This is a genomic window from Azohydromonas aeria, from assembly GCF_009760915.1.
Classification (GTDB): Bacteria; Pseudomonadota; Gammaproteobacteria; order Burkholderiales; family Burkholderiaceae_C; genus Azohydromonas; species Azohydromonas aeria.
Genome location: NZ_VIDQ01000025.1, coordinates 69,499 through 85,005 on the forward strand (window position 1 = coordinate 69,499; position 15,507 = coordinate 85,005).

12 protein-coding genes are annotated in these 15,507 nt (G+C 74.8%); 2 read left to right on the forward strand and 10 right to left on the reverse strand.

Annotated elements, in window-relative coordinates; all coding sequences use genetic code 11:
• Window positions 1-2: 2 nt before the first annotated feature.
• Complete coding sequence (locus FJ694_RS16280) at window positions 3-1,280, reverse strand: MFS transporter (RefSeq protein WP_157268290.1); 1,278 nt, start codon at window positions 1,278-1,280, stop codon at window positions 3-5.
• A 102-nt stretch (window positions 1,281-1,382) separates the two neighbouring features.
• On the opposite strand from FJ694_RS16280, the gene FJ694_RS16285 reads away from it, so the two are divergent.
• Window positions 1,383-2,435, forward strand: a complete 1,053-nt coding sequence (locus FJ694_RS16285; protein WP_157268291.1) for an extracellular solute-binding protein — start codon at window positions 1,383-1,385, stop codon at window positions 2,433-2,435.
• Window positions 2,436-2,486: 51 nt separating this feature from the next.
• On the opposite strand, the gene FJ694_RS16290 is transcribed toward FJ694_RS16285, so the two are convergent.
• Window positions 2,487-4,124, reverse strand: coding sequence for an ABC transporter permease (locus FJ694_RS16290; RefSeq protein WP_157268292.1), 1,638 nt, complete (start codon window positions 4,122-4,124; stop codon window positions 2,487-2,489).
• 134 nt (window positions 4,125-4,258) lie between these two features.
• Here FJ694_RS16290 and FJ694_RS16295 point away from each other — a divergent pair, with 134 nt between their 5' ends.
• A complete protein-coding gene (locus tag FJ694_RS16295; protein WP_157268293.1) occupies window positions 4,259-5,332 on the forward strand; it encodes an ABC transporter ATP-binding protein in 1,074 nt (357 codons plus the stop codon).
• A 19-nt stretch (window positions 5,333-5,351) separates the two neighbouring features.
• Here FJ694_RS16295 and FJ694_RS16300 read toward each other — a convergent pair whose 3' ends face one another.
• The 8 genes from FJ694_RS16300 to FJ694_RS16335 all read right to left on the reverse strand — a co-directional run.
• The gene (locus tag FJ694_RS16300) at window positions 5,352-7,358 is read right to left on the reverse strand and encodes a sensor histidine kinase, YfiR-like protein-associated (RefSeq protein ID WP_157268294.1); all 2,007 of its coding nucleotides are present in this window, start codon (window positions 7,356-7,358) and stop codon (window positions 5,352-5,354) included.
• Window positions 7,359-7,364: 6 nt separating this feature from the next.
• Window positions 7,365-7,976, reverse strand: a complete 612-nt coding sequence (locus tag FJ694_RS16305; protein WP_157268295.1) for a TOL_0243 family YfiR-like periplasmic protein — start codon at window positions 7,974-7,976, stop codon at window positions 7,365-7,367.
• A 5-nt stretch (window positions 7,977-7,981) separates the two neighbouring features.
• Window positions 7,982-9,952 (reverse strand): TOL_0244 family TonB-dependent receptor, encoded by a 1,971-nt coding sequence (locus tag FJ694_RS16310; RefSeq protein ID WP_198320863.1) that lies wholly within the window; start codon window positions 9,950-9,952, stop codon window positions 7,982-7,984.
• Between the two features lie 200 nt (window positions 9,953-10,152).
• Window positions 10,153-11,352 (reverse strand): murein transglycosylase A, encoded by a 1,200-nt coding sequence (gene mltA, locus FJ694_RS16315; protein WP_157268297.1) that lies wholly within the window; start codon window positions 11,350-11,352, stop codon window positions 10,153-10,155.
• 49 nt (window positions 11,353-11,401) lie between these two features.
• Window positions 11,402-12,106, reverse strand: coding sequence for a PEP-CTERM/exosortase system-associated acyltransferase (locus FJ694_RS16320; protein ID WP_157268298.1), 705 nt, complete (start codon window positions 12,104-12,106; stop codon window positions 11,402-11,404).
• A 224-nt stretch (window positions 12,107-12,330) separates the two neighbouring features.
• Window positions 12,331-14,367 (reverse strand): transporter-like protein TlpB, encoded by a 2,037-nt coding sequence (tlpB, locus tag FJ694_RS16325; RefSeq protein ID WP_157268299.1) that lies wholly within the window; start codon window positions 14,365-14,367, stop codon window positions 12,331-12,333.
• Window positions 14,368-14,397: 30 nt separating this feature from the next.
• Window positions 14,398-14,766: a Co2+/Mg2+ efflux facilitator ApaG/CorD gene (gene apaG / locus FJ694_RS16330; RefSeq protein ID WP_157268300.1), complete on the reverse strand. Its 369-nt coding sequence runs from the start codon at window positions 14,764-14,766 to the stop codon at window positions 14,398-14,400.
• Window positions 14,767-14,808: 42 nt separating this feature from the next.
• On the reverse strand, window positions 14,809-15,507 hold a 699-nt coding region (locus tag FJ694_RS16335; RefSeq protein WP_375140225.1), incomplete at its 5' end, for an MORN repeat-containing protein.

Genomic DNA, 15,507 nt, shown 5'->3' on the forward strand with positions numbered 1-15,507 from the left:
GCTCACGCCTCCAGCTTCACTCCCCGGCACGCCCGCCACAGCGCCAAGTCGTAGCCGATCTTGAGCAGCCCGCACAGCAGCAGCGGCGCGGCCATGAAGCCCGCGGCCAGCAGCGCCGCGCTCAGGCTCGGGCCCAGCGCCGCAGCCAGGCTGCGCGGCACCGCCGTGAAGCTTGCCGCCGCGGTGCGCTCCGCCGGCGTGACCGCGGCCATGACGTAGGCGCCGCGCGCGGGCACGTCCATCTGCGACAGCGCCGCGCGCACCAGCAGCAGCACCAGTGCCGAAGTCAGGTCAGGCATCAGCGCCGCGCCCACCAGGCAGACGTTGGCCGGCAGGTGCGTGAACACCATGGTGTTGAGCAGCCCGATGCGCGCGGCCAGCCATGGCGCCGCCAGCTGCGACGCGGCGCTCAGCAGCCCGGCAGCGAAGAAGAACAGCCCGGCCTGCGCCGGCTGCAATCCGTGGCGCTGCAGCAGCCACAGCGCCAGCAGCGAGTTCACCAGCAGCCCGCCGGCGAAGGAGTCCACGCTGAACAGCAGCGCCAGGCGCATCACCAGCGGGCGCGAAGGGCCGAGCGCGCTAGGCCGGGCGGCCGCGCCGTTCGCGGGACCGTTTGCCGGGGCATCTGCCGGATGGCCGGCCGGCGCGGCCCCGTCGCGCGGCAGCCGCCCGTACAGCGCCCACAGCGCCAGGCCGAGCAGGGCGTAGAGGGCGAACATGCCGCGCAGCGCCGCCAGCGGCTCCACGCCCAGCCGCGCCAGCGCCTGCGGGATGCCCGCGCCCAGAGCGCCCACGGCGGCGCAGGCCGCGGCCAGCACGCTGTAGCGGGCAAACAGCGCGGTGCGCGCGCCGCCCGGCGCCGCCTGCGCCAGCCGCGCGTGCTCCAGCGGCAGGAACACGCTGACGTCGCCCGAGCTGGGATTGAGCGTGCCGATGAAGGCAACGAGCAGCAGCGGCCAGAAGCCGGAGAGCGCCGCGAAGCCCGCGCCGGTGGCCGCCATCAGCAGCGCCGCGCCGCGCAGCAGCCGCCGCGGCGGCCAGCGGTGGCCCCAGGCGCCCACGGCCAGCGTCGCCAGCGCCGACCCCAGCAGCGTGGCCGTGCTCAGCACGCCCACGGCCAGCGCGTCCAGGCCCAGCGCCAGCAGGTACGCCGGCAGCAGCACCGCCATGGCGCCGTCGGCCAGGGCGCGCAGCGCGCGCGCCAGCAGCAGCACCCGCGCCCAGGGCGCGGCGCCCGCGGGCAGCAGCCGCCCCGCGCGCGGCGCGTCCGGCGCCGTCATGGAGCGGTCAGCCCTGTGGTTAAACTGCGCACGCAAACGGGAATCGTTCTCGTTTGATCATTCATCTTCCGACACCGACGCTGCAACCACCGGAGCTGCACGATGAACCTCCCCAAGACGGCCCGCCTGGGCCTGCTCGCGATCTCGATGGCGCTGGGCTTTGCCGGCGCCCAGGCCCAGTCCGACGACAAGGTGCTCAATCTCTACAGCGCGCGCCACTACCAGACCGACGAGGCGCTGTACGCCAATTTCACCAAGGCCACGGGCATCCGCATCAACCGCATCGACAGCGACGACGCCGGCGTGCTCACGCGGCTGAAGAACGAGGGCGCCTCCAGCCCGGCCGACGTGGTGCTTCTGGTGGACGCGGCGCGGCTGGTCAAGGCGGAGCAGGAGGGGCTGTTCCAGCCGGTGAAGTCCGCCACGCTGGAGTCGCGCATCCCGGCCGCGCTGCGCGGCACCGACGCCGGCAAGGGCGCGGCCTGGTTCGGCTTCTCGACCCGCGCGCGCGTGGTGGTCTACAACAAGGCCACCGTGAAGAAGGAGGACGTGGACACCTACGCCGAGCTGGGTGACCCGAAGAACAAGGGCCGCGTCTGCACCCGCTCCGGCTCGCATCCCTACAACCTGTCGCTGTTCGGCTCGATGGTCGAGCGCATGGGCGCGGAGAAGACCGAGGCCTGGCTCAAGGGCGTGGTGGACAACATGGCGCGCGCGCCCAAGGGCGGCGACACCGACCAGATCAAGGCCGTGGCCAGCGGCGAGTGCCAGGTGGGGGTGACCAACAGCTACTACCTCGCGCGGCTGATGCGCTCGGACAAGGCCGAGGACCGCGCCGTGATGGAGAAGGTGGCCGTGGTCTTCCCCGACCAGCAGGGCGCGGGCACGCACGTCAACGTGGCCGGCGGCGCCGTGGCGGCGCACGCCAAGAACCGCGACGCCGCGGTGCGCTTCCTGGAGTACCTGGCCGGCGACGAGGCGCAGGGCTACTTCGCCAACGGCAACAACGAGTGGCCGGTGGCGCGTGGCGTCAAGCTGGGCAACCCGGCACTGGACGCGCTGGGCGACTTCAAGCAGGAGTCGGTGCCCATCGCCGCCATCGGCGCCAACCAGGCCAAGGTCCAGCAGATGCTGGACCGCGTGGGCTACAAGTAAGCGCCCCGCGCCCGGCCGCCGCGCTCGCGGCCGGCCGGGCCGCCTGCCGGATCAGGCGCCGGCGCCCGCCGGGCGCCCCACGGTGCGCGCCAGCAGCATCACCGGCAGCAGCCCCACCGCCACGATCGCCAGCGACGGCAGCGAGGCCTCGGCCAGCCGCTCGTCGCGCGCCAGGTTGTAGGCCACCACCGCCAGCGTGTCGCTGCCGAAGGGGCGCAGCACCAGCGTGGCGGGCAGCTCCTTCATCGCGTCCACGAACACCAGCAGCGCCGCGGCCCAGGCCGAGCGCGACAGCAGCGGCAGGTGCACGCGCGCGAACAGCCGCAGCCGCCCGACGCCGAGCATGCGCGAGGTCTCGTCGATGGCCAGCGGCACGCGCGTGTAGCCGGCCTCCACGCTCTGCAGCGCCACGGCCGAGAAGCGCACCAGGTAGGCGAACAGCAGCCCCGCGGCCGTGCCGGTGAACAGCGCCGCCGCGCCCAGCGCCGGCCAGCGCGCCTGCACCCAGGACACCGGCAGCAGGATGCCGATGGCCACCACCGCCCCGGGCACCGCGTAGCCCAGCGACAGCACGCGCACGCCCACGGGCAGCAGGTCCGGCGTGCGCGCCGCGCCTTCGCGGCGCTGGCGCAGCGCGAAGCCCAGCGCCAGCGCCAGCGCCGTGGCCGCAGTGGCGGCCATGGCGGCCAGCCGGAAGCTGGCCCAGGCCCATTCCACGAAGCGCTCCAGCGGCAGCCCGAACTCGCTGCCGGTGGCCTCGCGCCACAGCATCGCGCCCAGCCAGCCCGCCGGCAGCACGAAGCCCAGCAGCACCGGCAGCGCGCACACCGCCACGGCCGCGGCGGCCGCCGCGCCGCGCAGGCGCCGCGGCTGCGCGGCGCCGGAGGGGGGCGCGGCGCCGCGCGCGTTCGAGAAGCGCAGCCGCGACTGCGCGCGCCGCTCCAGCGCCAGCAGCAGCGCCACCACCACCAGCAGCATCGACGCCAGCTGCGCCGCGGCGGTGGCGTCGTTCATGGACAGCCACGCGCGGTAGATGCCGGTGGTGAAGGTGGACAGTCCGAAGTACGCGCCGACGCCGTAGTCGGCCAGCGTCTCCATCAGCGCCAGCGCGGCGCCGGCGATCACGGCCGGGCGCGCCAGCGGCAGCGCCACGGTGGCCAGCCGCCGCCACGGGCCCGCGCCCAGCAGCCGCGCCGCGTCCATCATGTGCTCCGCGCGCTCGCCCAGCGCCGCGCGCGTGAGCAGGTACACGTAGGGGTAGAGGCTCAGCACGAAGAGCGCCACCGCGCCCCAGAGGCTGCGCACGTCGGGCCACAGCGCGCCCTGCCAGCCGAAGGCCGCGCGCAGCCCCGTCTGCACCGGGCCGCTGAACTGCAGCGCGTCGGTGTAGGCGTAGGCCAGCACGTAGGCCGGCATGGCCAGTGGCAGCAGCAGCGCCCACTCGAACACGCCGCGCCCCGGAAAGCGGTACAGCGCCACCGCCACCGCGGTGGACAGCCCCAGCAGCGTCACGCCCGCGGCCACGCCCAGCGCCAGCCACAGCGACTCCAGCGCGTAGCCGCCCAGCACCGTCTGCGCCTGGTGGCGCAGCACCGCCAGCGCCTGCGCGTCGAAGCTGAACCACGCGCCCAGGATCGCCGCCACCGGCAGCGCCAGGGCCAGGCACAGCAGGCTCAGCAGCGTGCGCATCGCGCCTTCCCCCCGGCCCGGGCCACCCCGGCGCGGCCCGCATCGCAGCCTTGCGCCCGCGTTACAGGCGAGCGCGGCGCTGTAGAAATAATGAGAACCATTTTCAATCAACCCCTCCTCGATATGATAGGAGGATGTTTCTGCAGGCCCGGGACGTGAGCGTCCGTTATTCACGCGCTGCCGGCGTTCGTCCGGCGGTGGACGGCGTGTCGCTGGCGCTCGAAGCCGGCCAGATCGGCGTGCTGCTGGGCCCCTCGGGCTGCGGCAAGACCTCGCTGCTGCGCGCCGTGGCCGGGCTGGAGCGGCTCGCCGCCGGGCGCATCGCCATGGACGGCGAGGTGATCGAGGACGCCGCCAGCGGGCACTTTGTGCCGGCCGAGCGGCGGCGCATCGGCATGGTGTTCCAGGACTTCGCGCTGTTTCCGCACCTGAGCGTGGCGCAGAACGTGGCCTACGGGCTGCACGGCCTGCCGCGCGGGCAGCGGCGCGAGCGCGTGCAGCAGATGCTGGAGCTGGTGGGCCTGGCGCATGCCGCCGGGCGCGCGCCGCACCAGCTCTCCGGCGGGCAGCAGCAGCGCGTGGCGCTGGCGCGCGCGCTGGCGCCCGCGCCGCGGCTGCTGCTGCTCGACGAGCCCTTCTCCAGCCTGGACGTGGAGCTGCGCGAGCGGCTGGCGCACGACGTGCGCCAGATCCTGCGCCAGCACGGCACCACGGCGCTGGTGGTCACGCACGACCAGCTCGAAGCCTTCGCGCTGGGCGACGCCATCGGCGTGATGCACCAGGGCCGGCTGGAGCAGTGGGGCGACGCCTGGAGCCTCTACCACGAGCCGGCCAGCCGCTTCGTGGCGCAGTTCATCGGCCAGGGCGTGCTGGCGCCGGCGCGCGTGGTGGCCGACGCGCAGGGCCGGCGCGTGGAGTCGCCGCTGGGCGCGCTGGGCACGCCGCCGGCGGCCGCGCCGGCGCCGGGCGACTGCGACGTGCTGCTGCGCGCCGACGACGTGGTCCACGACGACGCCAGCCCCGTGAAGGCGCGCATCGAGCGCAAGGCCTTCCGCGGCGCGGAGTTCCTCTACACGCTGCGCCTGCCCGGCGGCGAGCAGGTGCTCGCGCGCGTGCCGGCGCACCACGACCACCAGGTCGGCGAGTGGATCGGCATTCGCCCGGCCGTGGAGCGCGTGGTGCTGTTCGAGCGGCTGTCGCTGGCCTGAGGCCGGTGCCGCGGCCGCGTCAGGCCGGCTGCTGCGCGCGCCCGTGCGCCAGCGCCGCGTCGATGGCCGCCAGCAGCTCGGCCGGATCGACCGGCTTGGTCAGGTAGCGGAAGTAGCCCGCCGCCAGCCCCTGCTGCACCGCCTCGGGCATGGCGTCGGCGGTCAGCGCGATGACGGGGATGTGCGCCGTGGCCGGGTCGCGGTGCAGCAGCGCCTGCGCCTCGTGGCCGCTCATGCCGGGCATGTGGTTGTCCATCAGGATCACCTGCGGCTGGTGCGCGCGCGCCAGCGCCACGCCGGACTCGCCGTCGCGCGCCGTCAGCAGCCGCAGCGCCGGGCGCGCCAGCAGGATGGCCTCGACCAGCTGCAGGTTGGTCGGGTTGTCCTCCACGCACAGCACCGTGGCGAGCTCGCCCGGCGCCGGGGCCAGTCCGGGGGACAGCGCCTCCTGGCCCGGCGCGGGCGCGGCCTGCAGCGTGGCCAACGGCAGCTCGACCCAGAACTCGCTGCCCACGCCCGGCGTGCTTTCCACGCCGATGCTGCCGGCCATCAGCTCCACCAGCCGCTTCGTCACCACCAGCCCGATGCCGGTGCCTTCCTGCGGGCCGCCTTCCTGGCCCAGGCGGTTGAAGGGCTGGAACAGCGCGGAGAGCTGCTCCGGGCGCAGCCCCGCGCCGGTGTCGCGCACGGCGATGCGCAGCCGCGCCTCCTCCTGGCGCGAACACGCCACCGTCACGGCGCCGGCGTCGCGGTTGTACTTGACGGCGTTGGACAGCAGGTTGAGCAGCACCTGCTTGAGCCGCGTGCGGTCGGCCATCACGGCGTCGGCGCAGTCGGTGGGGAAGTCCAGCGTGATGCCCCGGCGCGTCGCCAGCGCCTCGACCATGGTGCGGCACTCGGCCAGCACCTCGGCCGCGTGCACCGGCTCCAGCGACAGCGACACCCGCCCGGCCTCGATCTGCGCCAGGTTCAGGATCTCGTTGATGAGCGTGAGCAGGTGCCGCCCCGCGCCCACGATGTGCTCGGTGAAGAGCTTCAGGCGCTGCGGCTGCGCGCCATTGTCGGCGGCCAGCAGCTGGCCGAAGCCGATGATGGCGTTGAGCGGCGTGCGCAGCTCGTGGCTCATGCTGGAGAGGAACTCGCTCTTGGCGCGGTTGGCCTGCTGTGCGGCCTCGCTGGCCGCGGCCAGCTCGCGGTTGGAGGCCTCCAGCTGCGCGGTGCGCTCCTGCACGCGCTGCTCCAGCTGCTCGTTCAGGCGCATGACTTCCTGCTGCGCCGCGCGCCGCTCCTCGACCTCGCGCGCCTTGTCGCGGTTGGAGTCCTCCAGCGCGCGGGTGCGCTGCTCGATCTCGGCGAGCATCTCGTTGAAGGCCTGCGCCAGCGCGCCGGTCTCGTCGTCGCTGACGCGGCGCGCGCGGCGCGAGTAGTCGCGCCGGCGCACCACGTCCTGCGCCACGGCCGCGATCTCCAGCACCGGCCCCGTCACCCGGTGCTGCAGCCAGGAGGACAGCGCCAGCGCCACCGCCATGGCCACCAGCGTCACGATCAGGGCGATGCCGCCGTACTTGAGCAGCCGGTCGTGCAGCTCGTAGCGCGCGCGCAGGAACACCGTGCCGACGAGCTGCCCGTCGTCGCGCACGGGCTTGAACACCAGCAGCTCGCCGCCCTCGACGCGCGCGCCCTCGGCCTGCGGCGCTTCGGGCACGCGCGCCGCGGCGCTACCGGCGCCGTAGCTGGCGAAGAGCCGGCCCTGCGCGGTGTAGATCGCCGCGGCGCGCACCTTGGGCTGCAGCCGCAGCAGCGCCAGGTTCTCCTGGGCCACGCGCGCATCGTCGAAGCTCAGCGCCGCGGCGCTGGCACTGCCCACCAGCTCGGCCTGGGCCGTCACGTCGTCCACCCAGCCGCGGTGGTAGGCGCGCAGGTCGTAGCCGATCATCGCCCCCAGCGCCACCACCACCGCCGCCAGCGTGGTCAGCAGCACCACGGCCAGCAGCTTGCGCCGCAGCGAGGGACGACGCCCGGCCATGGTGCCTCAGCCCTTGAGCACCCGGCGCGCCACGGCCAGCAGCCGCGCGCTGATCTTGAGCTGGCTGGCCTCGGCCGGCGCCAGGGCGATGTCGAAGCGGACCTTGTTCTCCACGATCACGAAGTTGACCATCACACCCAGCGCGAGCGCCTGCTCCGACTCCGTGACCGTCAGCAGCGGGCGTCCGCGCGCCAGCCCCAGGGTATCGGCGAGCAGGCCGCTGCGCGAGCGGTCGATGAAAAGCAGGTGCATTCCGGGGAAGGGCTCCGAGCGCTCCAGCCGCTCCAGGCGCCGCACCAGCACCGGGCGCCCGTCCACCACCGCCCCGGCCGCCGCGCGCTCGACCTCGTCGGCCACCGCGCCGGCGGCCAGCACGCCGATGACGAAAGGGCTGTCGCGCCCTTCGAACACCGGCGCCGGCCACTCGACGTAGCTGCCGAACTTGACCAGGAACGCAGCCTTGACCTGGTACTCCGCGGCGCTCGGCGCCTGGGCCTGCGCCGGCGAGGTGGCCAGGCCCAGCAGCAGCGCCGCCGGCAGCCCGCTCCAGAGGCGGCGCAGCACCGCGCGCCGGCGCGGCTGCGCGGGCGCATGGCGAGCGGCGGCGTGTCCGGTCATCGCCCTCAGGGCCCCGCGGACCGCAGCACCAGCCGCACGAAGGCCGCGCGGCCGATCTCGGTGCGCGTGGCCACCGGCCCGAACTCGCCGTGGCCGCCGTCGAGCACGTTCTGCAGCGACAGCGACACCTCCACCCCCGGGCTCGGCCGCCAGCCCAGGCGCAGGTCCAGCGCGACGTAGGACGGCACCGCCGGCTGCGCCAGCGCCGAGACGCCGCGCAGCATCACGTCGAGCTCGGTGCGCCGCGGCAGGTCCAGCTGCGAGCGCACGATCCACTGCCGCGCCGCGCTGGTGCCCTCGGTGAAGGCGACGTTGCCGGCGTCCAGGTAGCCCGCGCGCGCGCGCAGGTCCTGCCACAGCCGGTTGAAGCCGCCGTGCAGCCGCCAGTCGGGCAGCGGCTGCCAGCTGCCCCACAGCTCCAGCCCGTCGACGTGGCCCTCCAGCCCGTTGTCGAAGGTCAGCACCGTGCCCCCGGAGGCGGGCTGCAGCGAGCGCAGCCGGTCGTAGGCGGCATGGAACACGGTGGCCGAGGCGCTCACGCCCGCGCCGGGCTGGCCGCGCCAGCCCAGTTCCGCCACGCGCGCCACCTCGGCCTTGAAGGCGGGATTGCCGCTGACCGTGGGCTGGCCGTCGCGCCCGGGATTGAGCAGGTCGCGGTCCAGCCGCGTCGGGCCGCGCACCGTGCGCGACAGCGCACCCCACAGCAGCTGCGTCGGCGCCCACTGCCAGGCCAGCCGCGCGCTGGGCAGGAATTCCAGCCCGGTGTAGGCGTTGTGCTCGGCGCGCGCGCCCAGCGTCAGGCGCAGCCCCTCGCGCAGCGCGATCTCGTCCTGTCCGAACAGGCTGTAGCTCCACTGGCGCCGCTGCACGGGCTGCATCAGCACGCCGGCGTCGGCGCCCTCGAAGTCGTCGCGGTCGTGGCGCAGCTGCGCGCCCCAGACCACGGCATGGCGCGCGCCGGGCTGCAGCGCGTGCTGCAGCTGCAGGTCCAGCGTGTCGAGCGTGTCCCGGAAGCCCAGGCGGCGCTCGGTGCGGTCCCAGTAGCCCTGCAGCGTCAGCGTGCCGCCGCTGGCCAGGCGCTGCTCCCAGCGGCCGAGCACGTGGCCGCCGCTCAGCGCGGTGCGGCCGACCTGCAGCGCCGCGCCGGGGATCTCCACCGCGCCGGGAATGGGCGCCTCGCGCGTGCCGTCGTAGAGCTGGGCCTGGAACATGGCGCGCGCGCCGCCGGCGAGCTCCCAGTCGCCGCGCAGCCCGGCCTGCGCCATGTGCCCGGCATCGCCCGCGGACGCGCCGGCGAGCGTGCGCGTGCGCTCGAAGGCCACGTGCCGCGCCCACAGCCGCAGCGCCCGCGCCGCGTCGCCGCCCGGCGCCAGCCCGTAGTGCGCCGAGACCTCGCGCTCGCGGTTGCCCGCGCCGGCCACGACCTCGGCACCCTGCGTCTGCGCCGCGGAGCGGGTGATGACGTTGATGACGCCGTTGACCGCATTGACGCCCCACAGCGTGCCGCCCGGGCCGCTGATGACCTCGATACGCTCGATGTCCTCCAGCGGCAGCTGCTGCGCGTCCCAGAACACGCCGCCGAAGAGCGGCGTGTACACCGAGCGCCCGTCGATGAGCACCAGCAGCTTGTTGGCGGTGTTGCTGTTGAAGCCGCGGCTGCCCACGGCATGGAAGGCGGCGCTGATGCGCGCCACCTGCAGGTTGGGCGCCAGCCGCAGCGCCTCGGGCAGCGAGGTGGCGCCGCTGCGGCGGATGTCCTCGGCCGAGATCACGAACACGGCCGCCGGCGCCTCCGACAGCCGCTCGGCGCGGCGCGACACCGAAGTCACCTCGATGTCGCCGAGCTCCTCCAGGCTCAGCTCCGACAGCCGCGGCGCCGGTACGGGCTGCGCCGTGGCGGCGGCTGCGGCCACGGGCAGCGACGCCGCGGCCAGCGCCAGCACGGCCGCGCTTTCCCTGCGTAGTCCCGGACTCACCACCATGTGCTTCCCCCCGACAGCCCTGGAGTACCGCGCCGCGGCGCGGCAGCAGGTGCGCAGCCTGCCGTGCGAAGGATCATAGGGGGGCGGGGCGCGGCGCGGGCGCCGCGGCGGCGGGCTGTTGCGCCGCGGCGTGTCCCGGGCCGGCGCCGGGCGGTTTCAGCGGCCGCGCCCCGGAGCGCGGATCGGGCCGCGCCTCAGCTCTGCGGCGGGCGCGGCCACAGCACCCACAGCCGCAGCGGCTGCTTCATGCGCCCGGCCTGCTGCTCGGCGTGATCGCCCCAGCCCCAGAAGAAGTCGGCGCGCACCGCGCCGACGATGGCGCTGCCCGTGTCCTGCGCCACCACCAGGCGCTGCAGCGCCTGCGCGCCCAGCGGCTCGGTGCTGGCCAGCCACACCGGCGTGCCGTAGGGAATGCTCTGCGGATCGACCGCGATGGAGCGCCCGGGCGTGAGCGCCACGCCCTGCGCCCCGCGTGGGCCCATCTGCGGATCGGGCAGCGCCTCCTCGCGGAAGAACACCACGCGCGGGTTGGCCCACAGCATCTCCTGCACGCGGCGCGGGTTGGCGCGCGCCCAGGCCTTGATGCCGGGCCAGGACGCCTGCTCGGCCCGGATCTCGCCCTGCTCGATGAGCCAGCGCCCGACCGACTTGTAGGGCTGGTCGTTGTGCCCGGCAAAGGCCAGCCGCACCAGCTGCTGGCGCCCGTCGGGCTCGGTCACGCGCAGCCGCCCCGAGCCCTGGATCTGCAGCACCAGCGCGTCCAGCGGGTCGGCCACGTAGGCGATCTCGCGCCCGCGCAGCGCCGCGCCTGCGGCGGGCAGCGTGTCGAGCTGCTGGCGCGTCCAGTAGGGGCGGCGCATGGCCAGGTCGGCCGGCGGGCGGTGCAGCGGCACGGCGAAGGCGCCGCGCGGGGTGCGGCTGGCTTCGATCAGCGGCTCGTAGTAGCCGGTGATGAGCCCCTCGGCGGCGCCCTCGGGGCTCTCCACCCGGTACGGCTGCAGCCGGGCCTTCAGCCAGGCGCGCGCGGCGGCCTCGTCGGCCGGTGCGTTGAGCAGCACGTCGGCGCAGGTGGCAGCCCAGCCCGGCGCCGGGCGTTCGCAACTGCGATGCAGCGCCTGCCAGGCTTCGAGCACGCGGTCGCCGTCCCAGCCCGGCAGCTCGGACCAGTCCACGGGCTGCCAGCGCGCGCGCGGGCGCAGCAGCGCCGCACCGGGCGCGGCGCCGGGCCCGGCTTCGGGCGCTCGCACCGCCGGGGCGGGCGCGGACACGGGCGCAGGCGGGTTCAGCGGCACGCCGGCGCAGCCCGCCAGCAGCGCCGCCAGCGCCAGGGCGTGCAGGGCCGCGCCGCCGCGGCGCGGGATACGGGGAATACGGAGGGCGAGGGGCTCGGACATGGCGCGAATTGTGGCCCCGCGCCGGGCGCGGTCACGGCGCCGCCGCGCGTCAGCGCAGCACCTGGCGCATGTGCTCCAGCAGCGCGCGGCCTTCCTCGCGCAGGTTCTTCAGGATCTCGGGGCGCTGCGTGCGGAACGGGCCGCGCTTGCCGTGGTGCTCGACGATCTGGCCCACCAGCGTGTAGTTCAGGCCGCAGCTGTGCAGCAGCCGCGACAGCCGCGGCTCGACCATGACGAAGCTCTGCTCGCTGCCGTGGTTGAGGATCATGGCCGTGGCGCCCAGGAACAGCCCCATGGCGATGAGCGGGTACTGCCGGTCGCTGCTGTCGACCACCGCGTTGCCGCCGCCCTCGGGGCTGTCGTACTCGCCGCGGCGGCGCCGGAAGTCCTGGTGCACCGCCAGGCGCGACACCTCGGTGGCGCTGGCGCGGTGCGCCGGGTCCATGTAGTCGGGCTTGAGCGTGTCGCCGCAGGCGCGCTCGAAGGGAAAGCGCCAGTCGGCCTGGCCCGGATGCTTGATCAGCCGCACGCAGCCCGCGGGCCGCCCGGAGGCCAGGTGGCGCACCAGCGCAAACTCCGAGTACTCGTCGTGCTCGTCCTGCTCCAGGCCCTCGGCCGTGACCGGCTCGTAGCCGAGCTCCTCGCAGTACACGGCATGCCGCACCCGCAAGACCTCGCGCCGCGTGGCGTCATCGCGGGCCGGCAGGATCTCGAAGTAGCGGGTGAAGCGTTCGATCAGTGTGATGTTTTCCATGGCGCCTTCCCGGCGTGATGCAAAGTGCCGGCTCATTGGTTATCGGGCATCCGCACCAAAACCTGAATTGAGCTTCGTCAATGGGATTGATACTTCTCGAATCACTTGCAGCACTGGCGCTACTGGTCTTCATCGTCTGGTGGACGATGTTCAGCGGCCGCCGCGGCGGCGAACGCGACGACGATGAAGGCCAAGGGTGACGCGTAACTGACGTCCGAGTGCTTTCAGCGCTCGGGCACCAACAAACTCCACGGTTGGCGCCGGATGCGCCGGCGCAGCGCCGCCGCCAGGTGCGCGCGCTCCTTGAGGTGCAGCCCGCGCGCGCGCAGCGCCAGGCGCAGCGCCAGGTAGAAGCTCACGCCCACGTTGAGCAGCCCCGTGACCGCGATGCCCGCCACGCACCACCAGAAGGCCGGCTCGTCCACGACGGCCCAGCCCAGCGCGCCGGCGGCCGCGGCCAGCTGTCCCGTGGACAGCGTGACGTGGCGCACGTCCAGCGGCAGCGCGAAGAAGCCCGCCAGCGCGGGCGTCAGGCCCAGCATCAGCCCCAGCGAGACGTTGGCCGCCAGCCCGGAGACGTTGGCGCGCGTCCACGCCGCCCAGCGCCGCGCGCGCGCCGCGCCCAGCCGCGCCACGATGCGCGGGTTCCAGGCGATGGCGCTATCCAGGCGGTTGAAGACGAACCAGTTCTCCACCCAGCCCGCGATCACCGAGCTGGCGAACAGCAGCACGCCGGTGAAGGCCGCGTACAGCGGCGTCGGGCCCGCCAGCGACAGGCTGTGCAGCACGTAGGTCGCCTGCTTCGCGTCCACCAGCGGCGCGTCCAGCGCCCACCAGGCCAGCGCCTGCACCGCCAGCACCAGCGGCGCCACCAGCGCCAGGTTGCCCAGGATGCCCGCGGACTGCGAGCGGATGAGGTGCACCACCTCGTCGACGAAGCCCTCCTCGTCGTGCTGGCTGCCGCGCAGCCGCGCCGCCAGGGCCGGCGCCGTCATCGCCGGCTGCTTGGTGGCCACGGTCCAGTGCAGCAGCATGATCAGCACGAAGCTGGCGGCGTAGTTCAGCCCGGCCAGCAGCCCGCCCCAGAACGCCGACAGCCCCAGCGCGGCGATGGCGAACTTCAGGAACGTGGTGCCCGCCATCACCACGCCGCCGCCGGCGGCGCGGCGGAACATGACCGCGTACTCGGCACGGTCGCGGGTGATGTAGTGCTCGCCGGCCTCGGCGCTGCGCTCGGTCATCTTGCGCGCGAGCTGCCCGTACTGCGCCGTCAGCAGCGTGCGCACGCCCTCGCGCTCGCGCAGCCCCCGCACCAGCTGCAGCGTCAGCAGCTGCAGCTCGCGCGCGGGCCCGGGGCTGAGCAGGCAGTCCAGCAGCCGCTCGATGCGCAGCGCGCGCTGGCGCAGCTGCTCGGTGTCGTAGACGATGTCCACCGACACGCCGAACTCCTCCAGGTGCTCGGCGATGCTGTCGGCGGCGCGCCGGCAGGCGTCGAGCAGCGCGCGCAGGTAATGCGCCTCCTGCAGCAGCGCCGCGGCGTCGCCGTCGCGCGCGGCGTCGCGCAGCCGCTCGCTGGCGCGCGTGAGCTGGCGAAACGGCTCGCCGGCCAGCAGCGCCGGGCTCATGCGCCGGCGCAGCGGCGGCGACAGCCCGGCGCCGTGCACCGCGCCCACCAGGAGCGTCACGGCGTCGGCCATGGTGTCGCGCCAGCGCGGCGCGGACAGCGGCGTGGCGGTGGGGTCCTCGTCCGCCGCGGCATCGGGCGCCCCGTCTTCCTCGCCGCCCGGCGCCATGAGCGCGGCCAGGCGCTGCAGCGTGTCGGCGTCGATGGCCTCGATCCATTCGGCGTCCGCAGCATCGAACAGCAGCGGGAACAGCTCGGCGAGGTCGGCGGTGTCGGGCGTGCCGGGCAGCACGCGCTCGCGCAGCCGGCGCAGCAGCTCGCCGGTCAGCGCCACGCGGTGCGGGAAGCCGAAGTCGGCGAACAGCGCCGCGGCATCCACCTCGCGCCAGAAGCGCTGCAGCAGCGCGCGCACCGCCGCGCGGTGCGGCGGGTGCTGCTCCAGCACGTTGAGCAGGTGGCGCAGCCGCAGCAGCGCCGCGGGCGTGGCGCCCTCGGCCGCGCGCTGCGGCGGGTCATGGCGCAGCCACTCCAGCAGGCGGATGAGCCACAGGTGGCGCTCGGCGCGCAGGGCGCGCGGGTCGGCGGCGTTGAGCAGCGCGGTCAGGTCCCACGCCGAGGCGGATCGGGCGCCGGCCATGGGCCTGTCAGCGCGCCGCGGAAGGCGCCGTCAATGCAGCGCGCCCGGATGGGCCAGCATGAACTCCGGTATCTCGGCCTCGAAGGGCCGCGCCTCCTCGGTCATGCAGAAGAAGGTGCCGCGCATGGTGCCCTGCGGCGTGGGCAGGCTGGTCCAGCTGGTGTACTCGAAGGACTCGCCGGGCTTGAGCACCGGCTGGTGCCCCACCACGGCCAGCCCGCGCACTTCTTCCTCATGCCCGGTGGCATCGGTGATGAGCCAGCGTCGCGCCACGAGCTGGGCCGTGATGTCGCCGGCGTTGGTGATGGTCACGGTGTACGCCCAGGCGTGCTGGCCGGACTGTGACTGCTCGGGCAGGAACTGCACCTTGACGCTGCACTTGAACTGGGGATGGGCCATGGCGCCGATTCTAGGGACAGCCACGGCCCACCCCCGCGCTGCTCAGGGCTTGGGCGCGGCAATCTCGGCCGCGGCGGTGGCGGCGCTGCGCCCCGCGGCCCCCGCAGCCCCGGCGGCCGGGCCGCCCGGCAGCGGCGCGGCCACCACCGGCGCGATGGGGGCCGTCGGCGCGCCTGCCGCGGTGAACTCGCCCGCGTCGTACTGCTCGTCGTTGTCGAACTCGCCTTCCCAGCGGTCGCCGTTGCGCCAGGTCAGCGTGCCGTGGCCGTGCTTGCGCCCGGCCTTGAAGGCGCCGACGTAGACGTCGCCGTTGTTCCAGGCGTAGCGGCCCTGGCCTTCGGGCAGCCCGGCGACGAAGGGGCCGCTGTAGACGTCGCCCGAGGCGTAGCGCATGCGGCCTTCGCCCTGAGGGCGTCCGGCGAGCAGCGAGCCTTCGTAGACGTCGCCGTTGGCCCACGCCAGGCGGCCTTGTACCGGCGAGGCGGCCACGGGCGCAGCCGGGGTCGCGGCCGCGGCCCGCACCGGCGCGGGCAGGGGGAAGGGCACACGGGCCGTCGCAGCGGCAGGAGCCGCCACAGGTGCAGGCGCCTGCATCGTGGGCGCCGCGCCCGCCGCCCGGGAGGCCGCCGGTGCGGGCAGGGGGGCTGCGGCCGGCGCCGTGGCGGGCACGGGCAGGGGTGCAGGCACCGACACGGGCACCGGGGCCGTGGCCGGGACGGGCGCCGCAGCCTGTGCGCCCGG

Bases quoted from the DNA above. Each gene is read 5' to 3' on its own strand.
- FJ694_RS16305 (WP_157268295.1), bottom strand. From the start codon at position 7,976: ATGACCGGACACGCCGCCGCTCGCCATGCGCCCGCGCAGCCGCGCCGG.
- mltA (WP_157268297.1), bottom strand. From the start codon at position 11,352: ATGTCCGAGCCCCTCGCCCTCCGTATTCCCCGTATCCCGCGCCGCGGC.
- apaG (WP_157268300.1), bottom strand. From the start codon at position 14,766: ATGGCCCATCCCCAGTTCAAGTGCAGCGTCAAGGTGCAGTTCCTGCCC.
- FJ694_RS16280 (WP_157268290.1), bottom strand. From the start codon at position 1,280: ATGACGGCGCCGGACGCGCCGCGCGCGGGGCGGCTGCTGCCCGCGGGC.
- FJ694_RS16295 (WP_157268293.1), top strand. From the start codon at position 4,259: ATGTTTCTGCAGGCCCGGGACGTGAGCGTCCGTTATTCACGCGCTGCC.
- FJ694_RS16290 (WP_157268292.1), bottom strand. From the start codon at position 4,124: ATGCGCACGCTGCTGAGCCTGCTGTGCCTGGCCCTGGCGCTGCCGGTG.
- FJ694_RS16285 (WP_157268291.1), top strand. From the start codon at position 1,383: ATGAACCTCCCCAAGACGGCCCGCCTGGGCCTGCTCGCGATCTCGATG.
- FJ694_RS16300 (WP_157268294.1), bottom strand. From the start codon at position 7,358: ATGGCCGGGCGTCGTCCCTCGCTGCGGCGCAAGCTGCTGGCCGTGGTG.
- FJ694_RS16320 (WP_157268298.1), bottom strand. From the start codon at position 12,106: ATGGAAAACATCACACTGATCGAACGCTTCACCCGCTACTTCGAGATC.
- tlpB (WP_157268299.1), bottom strand. From the start codon at position 14,367: ATGGCCGGCGCCCGATCCGCCTCGGCGTGGGACCTGACCGCGCTGCTC.